Below are 13641 nucleotides of genomic sequence, written 5' to 3'. Positions count from 1 at the left end.
AGAATTTACCATAAAGATTAAAAGAGAATGAGAAACACATTAAAAAACAACGAAATTTCACTAAAAAAATTTGTGAATCAATACACAAACTCTGACTTAAGAAAGGAGAAGAGAATGTTGCAAATAAAAAAACTCCCATGGAAACGGTTATCTTTCATACTGTTATCCGCGCTATTTTTATTAAGTGGCTGTGACACTAGTAATATTGCAGTTTTAAATCCAAAAGGGCCAGTTGCCCAAAAACAATATGATCTTATTGTTTATTCATTTTGGCTGATGATGATTATCCTAGTCGTTGTTATGGGACTCTTTATTTTTATGGTATTCAAATATCGAGAAAAACGACTAGCAGCAGATTATGTTCCGCCAGATCATCATGGCAATAAGTGGCTTGAAATTATTTGGACGGCAATCCCGATTGTCATCATTATCGCAGTTGCCATACCGACTATTAAAGCAAATTATGCATTGGAAAAAGTGCCTAAGGGTTATGAGGATAAAAAGCCTATTATCATTAATGTTACATCGGCAGACTGGAAATGGATTTTTAGTTATCCGGATCAAAATATTGAAACGGTAAACTATGTCAATATTCCAGCCGGAAGACCGGTTAAGTTTCAATTAACATCTGCTGGAACTATGGCTTCTTTCTGGGTGCCGGAATTGGGTGGACAAAAATATACGATGCCAAATCACTCCATGGAATTGATTCTTCTAGCAGATAAACCAGGGTCCTACCAAGGAAGAAATTCCAACTTTAATGGTGAGGGTTTTGCTCATATGGATTTCGAAGTTCTTTCACAATCTCAAAAGGATTTTGATAAATGGGTAAAAGATGTGAAGGGATCCGCACCTAAACTAACAAAGAAAGACTATAACAAAATTTTAAAACCAGGTTTAGTTGGACGAATGACATATACGGGAACTCATTTGGCATGGGTGAGTACACCACATCAACACAATGTTATGAAGGTAAAAGACAATAGTCAACACGAACATAATATGGATGGAATGGACATGGACAACATGGATATGTCCGATCATAAACACTAGAAGATGGGAGGAGAACAGAATGAAGCTTGATGAATTTTTCGTCACAGGTGAGCCGATTATTTACGTAACGGAAGCGGGAATTGCTCTTGCGATGATCGGTATACTGTTTTACTTAACCTATTTTAAAAAATGGAAATGGCTTTGGAAAAACTGGCTTACAACTGTTGATCATAAAAAAATCGGTGTCATGTATATATTAGTTGCGGTCTTAATGCTATTCCGCGGCGGTGTCGATGCACTAATGATGCGAGCCCAACTTACGGCTCCTAATTTAAAACTATTAGATGCAAATCATTACGATGGAATTTTTACGACACACGGTACTATCATGATTTTGTTTATGGCAATGCCATTTTTAATGGGGTTAATAAACATTGCAGTTCCATTGCAAATTGGGGCACGTGATGTTGCCTACCCAATGTTAAATTCCTTTAGCTTCTGGACATTCGCAGCAGGCTGTGCACTATTTAATATTTCGTTTATTATCGGTGGTTCACCGACTGCAGGATGGACGTCCTACTTTCCGCTCGCAGGAACGGAATTTAGTCCTGGCGTAGGAAACAACTATTATGCAGTTGCCTTGCAAATTGCAGGTATAGGTACATTAATTACAGGAATTAACTTTTTAGTGACGATTCTTAAAATGAGAACAAAAGGCATGACCATGATGAAGATGCCGATGTTTGTATGGTCCGTGTTAATCATGTGTATCATTATCATTTTTGCATTCCCGGTATTAACGGTGGCATTGGCATTAATGACATTTGATCGTATAGCCGGAACTCACTTCTTTACGATGGCAGCTGGCGGTATGCCAATGCTTTGGAGTAATCTGTTCTGGATTTGGGGACATCCTGAAGTATATATCGTATTACTGCCATCATTAGGTATTTACTCAGAAATTATCAGTACGTTTGCGAAAAAACGTCTCTTTGGTTATAAATCAATGGTCTTTTCGATGTTGGCAATAGCTTTATTCAGTTATTTTACATGGGTTCACCACTTCTTTACGATGGGGAACACCGCAGCCGTTAACTCGTTCTTCTCGATTTCGACGATGCTGATTGCAATACCAACCGGTGTAAAACTGTTTAACTGGATTTTTACCATCTATAAAGGAAAAGTGAAACTAACATCCGCCATGCTTTGGTCTTTAGCTTTTATCCCGAACTTCCTTATTGGTGGGGTAACTGGTGTCATGCTTGCGATGGCGGCAGCGGATTATCAATATCACAATAGTTATTTCTTGATCGCGCATTTCCATTACACATTGATACCAGGGGTAGCATTCGCATGTTTTGCCGGTTTGCATTATTGGTATCCGAAGATGTTCGGTCATATGTTAAACGAAAAGCTTGGAAAAATTACGTTTTGGTTCTGGATGGTCGGATTTAACGTATGTTTCTTACCGCAGTTCGTTCTTGGTTTAAAAGGAATGACTCGTCGGATGTATACGTATCAAGCAGGACTTGGCTGGGATAATTTAAACATGGTTTCCACAATCGGCGGTGTATTGATGGGTATCGGTTTCCTTGTCCTTGTATGGAATATTGTCTATAGCGTTCGCCACGGTGAGCGTGATGTAACAGGTGATCCATGGGATGGACGTACATTGGAATGGGCTACACCAACTCCAGTACCTCATTATAATTTTGCGGTAGCTCCTGTTGCGGAAGATATCGATGCGTACTGGAATATGAAGCAAAAGAAAACACCTTTATATAAAAAAGAAGATGTAAAACCAATCCATATGCCAAATAATACAGGAATGCCGTTCGTTGCGGCCGTAGGATTTGGACTTGGTGGTTTCGGACTTGTCTTCTCATGGTGGTGGCTTGCGATCATTGGGTTAATTATTGTACTTGGATGTCTTGCATGGAGATCTTTTGATCCCGATAAAGGCCACCATATCCCAGTGAAGGAAATATTAGAAACGGAAGAAGCTGCAAGGGGTGAGGTAGTATGAGTGAACATTTAGACACTTCTTTACCGTTAGAATATCAATCTGAACAAAGCAGATTAAATATATTTGGCTTTTGGATTTTCTTAGGTGCAGAGATCGCTCTTTTCGCGACTCTCTTCGCTACCTATTTTGTCCTTTCCGGAATGACTGCTGGAGGACCGAGTCAACTGGATTTGTTTAAAGAAAAAGATGTTATGGTAGAAACGATACTACTGTTAGTCAGCAGTTTCACTTGCGGTCTTTCGATTTTTTCTATGAGAAATAATAATAAGAACGCAATGCTAACATGGTTCATCCTAACATTACTCTTAGGTGCCGGCTTTATCTACTTCGAACTGCATGAGTTTATTGACTATGTACACGAAGGAGCTACCATGCAAACAAGTGCTTTCTTATCTGCCTTCTTTGTCTTGCTTGGTACACATGGTGCCCATGTTACAATGGGGATTCTTTGGGGAATTTTACTGATTATCCAAGTGATCAGAAATGGTTTAAACCCTGTAACATCTAGAAAATTCTTTATCATCAGCCTATATTGGCATTTTCTTGATGTTGTTTGGATCTTTATCTTTACATTTGTGTATTTAGGAGGGCTGATACAATAATGGAACATCAACATTCCAAATATCCTATTGGTCATATTATTGGTTTCCTTCTTTCGTTAGCAATGACGATACTCGCTGCGATTGTGGCGCTGCGTTCAGGGTTGCCTAAACCAGCAATCATGAGCATCATCGGTGTCTTGGCCTTCATGCAAGCAGGTATGCAGCTCTTCATGTTCATGCATATCAAAGAAAGTGATAACTCAGTTGTTCAAATCGGCAACATTATATACAGCATCATCATCGCCCTAACCATCGTCCTGGGCTCTGTCTGGGTAATGCATAACTAAACTGCATTGAAGGGTGCCTGGCACCACTCGTGGACAATTTGCATTTTTGTTCACATACAGAGGACAGATTTAAAAAGGCGGAAGTAATCATGCAAAGGTAGTTTTTCGTTATGATCGAGGGGATTTACAAATAATAAGCTGATGCCGGATCCTTGTATTTAAAACTAAAACAACCTTATCCAATGAATGGATAAGGTTGTTTAAAGAATTTTAATAAATGCCTCCAAATTCATCACAATTAAATTCGATTGTAAATGCTTTTTCATTTGAAATATTGCTTAAAGAGAAGATTCCTTCAATTCGTATCTTATACTTTTTACCGCCATCTACTAAGGAAGCTTTATAGGAAGTCTGTTTCCATGTACCTGGACCGGAATACTTTGCAAATTGTGTTGATACATTGTCTACTCCTACAAATATATTACGGTCAAGTTCTGCATTATATTGCGTTTTAAATTTGGCTGTTACTTCAATTTTTCTTATAATATTAGGAATGTATATATAGGTTGGTTTAGTTGTTTCTCCATCCAAATCTGTTACTGCAGGCTCAAGATCGGAGGACCTAGCAGCTATTTCTTCACGTTCTGTTTTTAAGTCTGCCTCTAACATACTTTGAATCTCTTTTTTAAATTTTTCTGGTGTAACCCAATGATTAAACTCTTCAAAAGGTGAAAGGCCGATAGTTGAGCCGACTTTCTGTTCGTTCGCTTTTTTTACAATTTTTTTATATTGCTCATAATATTGTTGTTTCTGTTCTTCTGTAAGTGGATGGGAAGAATGATTGGAATTACTCTGGGGAGTATTTTCTTCTTTAACGATGGAAAGCATAACTGGTACTGCTAAAACTACTGTTATCATTATAAAGAGAGCAAATACCACTACCGGTTTTAAATAAAAATTAGACGTACGTGATTGACGAACACGATATCGAATAGTTGCTTTTTCATTTTCTGTTAATGTAATATTTACCGGAATAGACTTCTCTAGTTCATCTTTAATATTCATACTCTAAGTCACTCTCCTCCATTGTTAATTTCGCTAACTTTCTTCCTCTCGCTAAACGTGTTTTTACTGTATTAGCTGAGCAATTTAAAACATCTGCAATTTCAGTTATTGATAATTCTACATAGTAATACAGCCAGATGACCTCTCGATATTTAACAGGGAGGGTACTTACTACTTCTGCAATGTTTTGATTTTGTTCTTTTTGTATATATTCAACTTCAACGGAATCGTAATTTTTCCATATTTTCATTTTCTCTGTAACTACTAATTTTCTATAATGCCAGCTTTTTAAATAATTTTGACACTCATTTACTGCAATCCGATATAAATAAGTTTTAATAGAAGAACGACCTTCGAAACGATCCAGATTTTTATAAAATTTAATGAAAACTTCTTGTATGATATCTTCTGTTTTTTGAATATCTTTTACATATGTAAAAATTAAGCGTTTTAAATAATCGCCATGTTGATCCATCGCTTCATTTAAGTGACGCTCCTTCTCATTAACAGTCAAAAGATTACCCCCTCTCATATAGGTTAGACAAAGCGGTAAGCTATTCGGTTTCATTTTGAAAATAAAAAAACTATAAAATCCTTTGTTGATTTTATAGCGTGGATCATTTTATCGTTATGGAAAGAAACTTTGTGTTTTATATTATTTTTGTGCGGTAGTTCTGGATGAGGTGTTCCACTATCTAAATATGCATTTATCCAGTTAAATTTATAATAACAAAAAGATTTATACTCTTTAAATTTTTTGTTTTTAATAAACGATGTCCAAACTAGTGGCTGGTTATTTATGCATTTTTAATTCAGGAATATTTAATAAGTTTAAGTATTTCAGTAGTTCCATATAAGTAGCAAGTAAAAAGAATGGAGTGATACCCCATTCTCAATTCATTTATCAAAATAAGGTGAAGTCTGTGTACAACAATTATCACATCATCTTACCAGAAAAACGGGAAAAATCCTCCGATAAATACAGGGTCAGCTCCGCCAGCAGCACCGGCTCCACCTACATATGATGCACCAACAATAATTAACAGAATAAATAAAACAACAATTAACGCAAATCCGCCTCCAGTAGTGCCACTCATCTCAACACCTCCCACCGTAACTCATTCAATAGTTAAACGATGATATTTAAATAAAAATTGTCTGTACATGCACCTATTCATAGATGAAGAAAAGGTGCCAGGCACCACCCAAAAAAGATACCTATGAAAACATAGGTATCTCGTAATTTATTATACTTTCAATGTATTTACATTTTATTTAGATGCGCCGACCTGAATATCTGTAGCGTTGTGGATTTTCGGTGTGCGATTTACAAAATAAATACTGAAAACAATGAGGATAAGTCCGATAACTAAATTAATAGTAACTGGTTCATGAAGAACGATCGTACCAACCACTAAAGCGATAAGTGGAACTAAAAATGTGCAAGTCGCCACTTTACTAGCCTCACCAGAACGCACCAAGACAAAATAAGCAAGCCAAGCTAACGGGATTCCGAAAATAGCCCCATATAATAAACCAGAAATATAAGGTAAGGTCAAATGGATGGCAGCAAGACTCTCTGTATCAACTCCCACAACAGACATAACGAATCCACCGACTAGGCATTGGATCGTAACAAGCCAAATGGCATCGACCTTGTCTCCAGACTTTTTCAAGAATACCGTACCAATCGCCCAGCTAATCGCTGTAATTAGTGCTAAAACTACTCCAATAACAGAAACTTCAGCACTTAAACTTTTAAAACTAATGACTATTACTCCAAAAAATCCGAGAATCAAGCCTAAAATCTTGAATCCAGACATTTTTTCCCCGAGCCATAGCCATGCAAGAAAGCCGACTAACACTGGCTGGAAATAGACAATAACGGAAAATAACCCAGATGGCAAGTATTGCAATCCGACGGTTTGCAACCCGAAAAATAAAATGACATTAAAGATTGTGGAGATCAAGTATACAAACCAGTTCTCCTTCATATGAATTTGTTTATACCTTGGAATCGTTACAATAAGGAGAAAAATTCCTCCTAAAAATGTCCGCATTCCCGAAAATAAAATAGGCGGTGTGTAGTTCAACGCAATTTTATAAATGGGCCAGCACAAACCCCAAACGAGCACAAGAAATGATATCAATAATACAGATCGGGTTCGTGATAGTTCACCCATGATGATTCCCCCCTCATTTTTTACATACAAAAAGATTATACGCCTGTTATAAAAAAATGACTATACTCTAGAATCACCAATATGAAAAGTACAAGCACCACAATTATAACGTACGGATTTCGCGTCTTCGACGAGCTTATGCCTTACCACTGGGAGAAGTGGTAAATATACGCTAGCTGATAGGCGCTAGAATTAGACAGAGACTAGAAATCTGGTAATTAAAAAGGAATCTAGATGCCCGAACATGCAATTGGAAACGGAAATTGGTAACGAAAGAGGAGGATAGGTGCCCGAAAATACGTTTAGAAAGGGAAACCGGTCACCAATGCTGAGGATTGATGGCCAAAAGTGCGATTGGAAAAATACTTATTTTTAAATCTTTAATTAAGAGCCAAGCAAGCCTGGCTCTTCATCACCACTATTATTCAACCTTGAGCAGCATTCTCATTCCTAAAAACGCTGCCCATGATTCCTTTTTTTCATTGAAATGGAAACGGATAGTTCTTCCTTTTTCGCTTATAAGCGTGTTGTTTTCTCCAACCCTTAAAGGCAATGTTTCATTTTCCAATATTGCTTTCAAATGATTATCCTCTAAATGAATTTGCAAACGGGAGCCTTCGTTTGACTGATAGGTACCAACATATGAAACTAATTCCTCTTTCGCAACATTCTCTGCAAAAGGCTCCACACTTCGCTTTTCACCAAGTGGAATTCCGAGAGCTGTATTCACCGCTTCCAGCCAAATATCCGCGGCAGGAGCATTCGAAACATTTGTTAAAACCGCTACAACAAGTCCCTGTTCCGGAACGAATCCAAAATTAGACGATACACCAGGCTGCCCTCCGCCGTGCTCCACTAAGGTAACTCCATGATAACGAGGGGTAACCTCTAAAGCATATCCATAGTAGGAATTTCTGGCATATTGAATTACAGGACGCCACATTTTTTCGATGAATTTCTTTGAAATGATTTCTTTTCCCCCATTAACAAAGACCTCACCATACTTCACTAAATCGCGTACACTAGAACGGATTCCACCCCCAACTTCATAGTTTCCGAGAGTTGGCCATGGCTGCTTCTGATATTCGCCCTCAGTAAAAACATATGGGGTAGAGACGTTATCCATTTTAGACAGCTCTTCAATACTAAAAGTGGAACGGTACATTTTTAACGGATTTAATAGGCGTTCCGTAACAAATCGCCTAAATAAACAGCCGGTTACTCTTTCGATAATAGCTCCTAATAATAAAAACGCATCATTACAGTAGCTAAAATATTCGCCCGGCCTTCCTAAAATATCGTGGTCATCCCCCGCTAAATAATCAAGATGCTCCCGAAGTTTGTTTAACTCCTCTCGCCGTCTCAATGGTGCTAGACCAGTTGAATGAGTTAGCAAATGATGAATTTTAATAGAATCTATGTCCGCTATGGTAGGAATTCTGAATTCAGGCAAGTATTTTGTTACCGGGTCATCTACACATAGTTTTCCTTCCTCCTCTAATGTTAAAATCGCAAGAGCGGTAAAAGATTTTGTTACGGAGGCAATGCCAAACATCGTATCGGCATTTATAGGTTCCCCAGTTTCAACATCTTGTACACCGAATCCTTTTTCATAAAGAACTTTTCCATTTTTGCTGACGGCAATAGCTAGCCCCGGAATATGATCTGACTCCATTCTGGCATAAACTTGCTTTTCAAAGGATGTCCAATCCATTTCAATCACCTCTTATAAAGTTACTATTACTATATTATCTAAAAATTCTATGCATTTTGGAAGCGGGAATGAGGGACAAGGGCCCTACCTCCTCAACCCACCCTTATCCGAAGCAAAATCTTTTGTTGAAAAAGGAGGAAGTTATATAATATCCATATAACAATTTTCAGTAGCATTTTGCCATATCTAAAACTAGTTTTTATGAGATTGGATAACATGCAGCACTGATTTCACCTCGATTTATTTACTATTCTCTATTAAAATATTGCTCGTGTTAAAACCAATCTCTTATAATACGATAGGAGATGAAAGAGGATGGGGTTATTAAATAAAGGAATAACCATCATGAACTTTGACGAAACGTATTTTGCACAGCAAGCGCTACAGCATTACCCACATGACAACATTAATGTTCAGCAATTACAACATGTTAGTCTTTATTGCGAAGAAGACTCTTTAAAAGAGATAAATAGCTTTTTACAGAAAAGACAGCATAGAGGAATTACGTTTATTGGTAGTGGCAACTATCATTATGTCACTTACTTATTATTAAAAGATATGAAAAAGCCATTTAGCTTAGTATTATTTGATAATCATCCAGATATTGGCCAAAACAAAGGGGATCGAATGCTCTCTTGTGGTACATGGGTCTCTTATGCACTTTCCAACATTCCGCTTTTAAAAAATGTCATCATCATTGGCCCGACTGGCAGTGAGGCAAGTCGTATCCAAAGCCCTCGTATAAATGTTTTTTCTTTCAAAGGTAATCAAGTCTATTCAACTGCATCTATTCTATCTGCGATTCCAACCGACAGAGTGTATATAAGTATTGATAAAGATGTCTTAAATCCAAATGAGGTTCAAACAAACTGGGACCAAGGTGTGATGACAATCAATACGTTACTTAGCTACTTAAAGTCTATCCTACAGTTTAAAAAAGTGGAGGGGGTGGACATATGCGGGGAGGAAAAGCTATCTCCTCTCCAAGCTATACTTCCAAACTATCAAAGTATTATTCACAAAAATGAAAAGGCTAATCTAAAAATTTTAAATAGCTGCTTAAAAGGGTATGAAGCACAATTAAAAGGGGCATAAAGTTTTTTTTATCCTTCCTAGATGCTGAGGAGGGATTTTTTTATCCTGCATTTCTGTTCGGCGGCATTCGTTTTTCATTGAGTAAATTTCCGATTCATTTTCTTTGAAAAGTAAAGCATGAATATACTAAAATTTAATGAATATATTCATTACTTAGATATATTTCCACCATCATCTTAAAAAAGGAAGATAAAGAATATGAGTTTAAACAACTTGGGTTTAGAAAGTAATGCAAAAATGCACCGATTAAGACTGGCTCTCATCCTCGGTTCACTTACCGCATTTGGCCCGTTATCCATCGATATGTATTTACCTGCACTCCCAACTTTAACCAAACAACTTCATACTAGTACATCTGTTGCACAGCTTAGCTTGACAGCGTGCCTCATTGGGATGGCAGTAGGCCAACTTTTTGTGGGCCCATTAAGCGATGTGAAAGGGCGGAGAAAGCCTCTTTTAATGACGCTTATCTTTTATTCCATTGCATCCCTGCTTTGTGCTGTAAGTTCGTCCATCTGGATACTCATAATTTTACGTTTTATTCAAGGTGCGACTGGTGCTGCTGGCATTGTCATTGCTCGGGCTTCTGTTCGGGATATGTTCTCGGGAACCGAGTTAACAAAATTCTTTGCTTTATTAATGCTTGTGAATGGTGCAGCACCAATTTTAGCACCGATTGTCGGAGGACAAATTCTTCATTTTGTTTCATGGCGAGGAGTATTTATCGTATTGTTTTTCATTGGCATCCTTATGTGGGCTGCTGTTACATTTGGACTTCACGAAACATTGCCAATGGAAAGACGATCTAAAGGTGATATCTCCCATACGTTTGCTGCTTACCTTCGATTATTAAAAGACAGGGAATTTATGAGTTTTGCCTTTTCGCAAGGCTTTGTTTCGGCTGCGATGTTCGCGTATATTTCAGGGTCACCTTTCGTATTACAGGAGATTTTCGGTGTCTCCCCTCAAGTTTTCAGCATTATTTTTGCCATTAATGGGATTGGTATTATTATCGCTTCGCAGGTTACAGGGCGGCTTGCAGGAAAAATTGCAGAGTTAAAGTTATTTATATTCGGTATTAGTTTAGCCGCTATTGGCGGTTTGATTTTTCTTATAGTGATCTTAACCGGTGGAGGATTAATAGCTGTAATTCCATCATTGTTTATTGTCGTTTCTTGTGTAGGGATTGTCGGGACCACCTCATTTTCATTAGCTATGCAAAATCAAGGCGGCTCTGCAGGAAGTGCGTCTGCATTACTTGGTTTGTTGCCATTTATTTTTGGCTCGATTGCTGCACCGCTTGTCGGAATTGGCGGCAGTCATACCGCATTGCCGATGGCGATTGTTATTGCTGTCTGTGACCTCGGAGCCTTATTTTTATTTTTACTGATTAAAAAGAGCACCAAGAAAAAGGTTGCACAACAAACCATCCATTAAAACTGTTTGGAGCCTAATCCGAACGGTTTTTCTTTTGCTAAAAAAGGCAATATTGTAGGAAGAAATGATAAACTAAAATTATAAATTTAGTAGAGGGAGAAATGAATGTAGTATGAGTGCACCGAAAACTGTAATTGAAAAATTAAATTTAAACAAATATCCTACTAAGCTTATTTTGAACAAGCCTGATGATATAAATGATTTTAATGAACTGGAATATGATACGGATATCAAACAGAATCAATATGATCTCGTTTTTCAGTTTATATTTTCGATAGAAGATTTCCTTCAGAAATTACAATTCGTAATCGAAAAACAGTTAGTAGAAGATAATGGTTACTTATTTTTTGCCTATCCGAAAAAGAATAATCCTCAATATGAGGAATACATTGATCGAGACCGTTTTTTACAAGAAATCAATTTAGATGAAGATGGATATGTTCCTGGAAGCAATTTAAAATTCTCGAGAATGGTAAGTTTGAATGATGTGTTTACAGTTGTAGGTCTGAAAGCTGCACCGAAGAAAGCGAAGAAGCCATCTAGTGCAAAAAGTCAATGTGTCGACGATTATATTGAGCATGTGGAAGATATTAAGCAATATTTGCAGTCAAAAGAGGAAATATTAAATGCCTACAATCAGCTAACCCCTGGATATCAAAAGGATTGGGCACGTTATGTATACAGTGCAAAGCGAAAAGAAACACAAGAAAAGCGTCTGCTGGAAATGGAAACTGTTTTAGCAGAGGGATATAAAACAATGGATTTATATAGAAGAAATAAGAAATAAATATAAAATTAAGCTGATATTAAAGGCAGCTAGCCTCCTTTAATATCAGCAGTATCTAATCTAAAGTCTATTAAGCACTGATTTTTTCTGTTTCTTTAATGGTTAATGTTTTCCCCGTAAATCCAAAAAATATGGTTAAGATTGGGGAAAGCAAACAAAAGAAGGAGAATGGTAAGTAATGTAAGGTGCCGACACCTAGAACTTTCGTTAAAAAGACACCACATACACTCCAAGGGACTAACGGGTTGACAACTGCTCCCGCATCTTCAAGAACTCTGGAAAGATTCTTATTGGCAAGGCCAAGCCTCGCAAATGATTGCTGAAACGCTTCTCCTGTTAAAATGACAGATAAATATTGTTCTCCAATGAAAACATTCACACCGATTGCTGTGAAAGCAGCCGACATAATGACCGTACCAATTTTGTTTAATCCTCTACTTAAGGATTGTAATAAAACTGGAATTATACCTAAGGTTAAAGTGAGACCAGCCATACAAAGTGCAAGAATGACTAATGACATTGTGAACATCATGCTATTTAGCCCTCCTCTAGTAAGCAGGCTATCAATCATTTTGTTCCCAGTATGAGATACATAACCATTAAATAGTACTTGGAATAATTCTGTGCCTGATATAGGGTGATGAAAATAAGAAAGAATAATGGCAAAAAATGAATTAAAGGCCAGCGAAATAAACGCAGATATTTTTTTATAGGCAAAAATTCCAAGTAACACAATTGGAAGCAAGCTATACCAATGAATTAAATGGGTATGAACTAAACTGTCTTGAAATCCTGAGAGTCTCGTCATATTTTTGGATGATATGTTAAATGAAAGAATAACATAACCAATACAACTAATAATAAAAGCTGGGATGGTGGTCCATGCCATATTACGAATATGTTCAAATAAATCTACTTTCATAATGCTAGATGCTATATTCGTTGTATCTGATAATGGTGACATTTTATCACCGAAAAATGCTCCGGAAACAATGGCACCGGCCGTAATGGCTAATGATGCGTCAAGTGCCGATGCAATTCCGATAAATGCAACACCTAATGTAGCGGAAGTCGTTAACGAGCTTCCAATCGACGTTCCTACAATTGCAGTAAGGACAAAGACAATCGCATAAAAGAAATGTTGAGTAACAATATGAAAGCCTCCGTATATTAAAGTTGGAATAGTCCCGCTGATCATCCATGCAGCAATCAATATTCCGATTAGGAAAAAGAGAAAGACGGCTGATAAACCATTTTGCGCCCCAATTACCATACCTGTCTCCAAGTCCTTAAAAGAAATTTTTTTGATGAGCCCGAAAATAATTAATACAAAGATAGATAGCAGTATGGGGATTTGTGGTGCTGCAGAAAATTTAATGATACTAAAACTGATTAATCCCACAATCAAGATAGTTAGTATTAATGCTTCCGGCAACGAAGGTGTATACACCTTTTTCATTTGATTCATGTTGCAAACCTCCTATGATGTAAAAAGAAATAAAAAAGAGAGCT

The 13641-nt window shown here is 37.2% G+C and carries 12 protein-coding genes and 1 pseudogene; 7 read left to right on the top strand and 6 right to left on the bottom strand.

The genetic code is table 11. The features are described 5' to 3' along the window. The first annotated feature begins 117 nt into the window (after positions 1–117). The 4 genes from qoxA to qoxD are packed head-to-tail and all read left to right on the top strand — an operon-like array spanning position 118 to position 3908. Positions 118–1053, top strand: coding sequence for a cytochrome aa3 quinol oxidase subunit II (gene qoxA, locus NSQ59_RS23365; protein ID WP_055742523.1), 936 nt, complete (start codon positions 118–120; stop codon positions 1051–1053). Between the two features lie 19 nt (positions 1054–1072). Beyond that, positions 1073–3019, top strand: coding sequence for a cytochrome aa3 quinol oxidase subunit I (gene qoxB, locus NSQ59_RS23360; protein ID WP_055742408.1), 1947 nt, complete (start codon positions 1073–1075; stop codon positions 3017–3019). Continuing rightward, the gene (qoxC, locus tag NSQ59_RS23355) at positions 3016–3621 is read left to right on the top strand and encodes a cytochrome aa3 quinol oxidase subunit III (protein WP_055742407.1); all 606 of its coding nucleotides are present in this window, start codon (positions 3016–3018) and stop codon (positions 3619–3621) included. The genes qoxB and qoxC overlap by 4 nt, the downstream gene beginning before the upstream one ends. Beyond that, the gene (qoxD, locus tag NSQ59_RS23350) at positions 3621–3908 is read left to right on the top strand and encodes a cytochrome aa3 quinol oxidase subunit IV (RefSeq protein WP_055742406.1); all 288 of its coding nucleotides are present in this window, start codon (positions 3621–3623) and stop codon (positions 3906–3908) included. Before qoxC ends, qoxD begins: the two co-directional genes overlap by 1 nt. Before the next feature lie 210 nt (positions 3909–4118). Here the strand turns inward: qoxD and NSQ59_RS23345 are convergent, their stop codons facing one another. The 5 genes and pseudogenes from NSQ59_RS23345 to NSQ59_RS23325 all read right to left on the bottom strand — a co-directional run bounded on the left by NSQ59_RS23345 (position 4119) and on the right by NSQ59_RS23325 (position 8810). Continuing rightward, positions 4119–4913: a hypothetical protein gene (locus NSQ59_RS23345; protein WP_340832889.1), complete on the bottom strand. Its 795-nt coding sequence runs from the start codon at positions 4911–4913 to the stop codon at positions 4119–4121. Further along, positions 4903–5427: a sigma-70 family RNA polymerase sigma factor gene (locus NSQ59_RS23340; protein WP_340832888.1), complete on the bottom strand. Its 525-nt coding sequence runs from the start codon at positions 5425–5427 to the stop codon at positions 4903–4905. Before NSQ59_RS23340 ends, NSQ59_RS23345 begins: the two co-directional genes overlap by 11 nt. A 496-nt stretch (positions 5428–5923) precedes the next feature. Beyond that, positions 5924–6010 (bottom strand): annotated as a pseudogene (locus NSQ59_RS23335) (YjcZ family sporulation protein); the annotation flags it as partial. Positions 6011–6184: 174 nt separating this feature from the next. Then, positions 6185–7096 carry a DMT family transporter gene (locus NSQ59_RS23330; RefSeq protein ID WP_055742403.1) on the bottom strand — a complete coding sequence of 304 codons (912 nt, stop codon included), beginning with the start codon at positions 7094–7096 and terminating at the stop codon, positions 6185–6187. Between the two features lie 421 nt (positions 7097–7517). Beyond that, the gene (locus tag NSQ59_RS23325) at positions 7518–8810 is read right to left on the bottom strand and encodes a serine hydrolase domain-containing protein (RefSeq protein ID WP_055742402.1); all 1293 of its coding nucleotides are present in this window, start codon (positions 8808–8810) and stop codon (positions 7518–7520) included. A 315-nt stretch (positions 8811–9125) separates the two neighbouring features. On the opposite strand from NSQ59_RS23325, the gene NSQ59_RS23320 reads away from it, so the two are divergent. The 3 genes from NSQ59_RS23320 (at position 9126) to NSQ59_RS23310 (ending at position 12129) form a co-directional block, all read left to right on the top strand. Then, positions 9126–9905: an arginase family protein gene (locus tag NSQ59_RS23320; protein WP_055742401.1), complete on the top strand. Its 780-nt coding sequence runs from the start codon at positions 9126–9128 to the stop codon at positions 9903–9905. 189 nt (positions 9906–10094) lie between these two features. After that, the gene (locus NSQ59_RS23315) at positions 10095–11342 is read left to right on the top strand and encodes a multidrug effflux MFS transporter (RefSeq protein WP_055742400.1); all 1248 of its coding nucleotides are present in this window, start codon (positions 10095–10097) and stop codon (positions 11340–11342) included. A 112-nt stretch (positions 11343–11454) separates the two neighbouring features. Then, on the top strand, positions 11455–12129 hold the full coding sequence (locus NSQ59_RS23310) for a YdeI/OmpD-associated family protein (protein ID WP_055742399.1): 675 nt from the start codon (positions 11455–11457) through the stop codon (positions 12127–12129). Between the two features lie 70 nt (positions 12130–12199). Here the strand turns inward: NSQ59_RS23310 and nhaC are convergent, their stop codons facing one another. Beyond that, a complete protein-coding gene (gene nhaC / locus NSQ59_RS23305) occupies positions 12200–13597 on the bottom strand; it encodes a Na+/H+ antiporter NhaC (RefSeq protein WP_055742398.1) in 1398 nt (465 codons plus the stop codon). Positions 13598–13641 lie beyond the last annotated feature (44 nt).

This window comes from Margalitia sp. FSL K6-0131, from assembly GCF_038008735.1.
In the GTDB taxonomy this organism is placed as follows: Bacteria; Bacillota; Bacilli; order Bacillales; family Bacillaceae_C; genus Margalitia; species Margalitia shackletonii.
The sequence above is the reverse complement of the archived record's forward strand: the minus strand, read 5'-3'. Positions and strand labels throughout refer to the sequence as shown.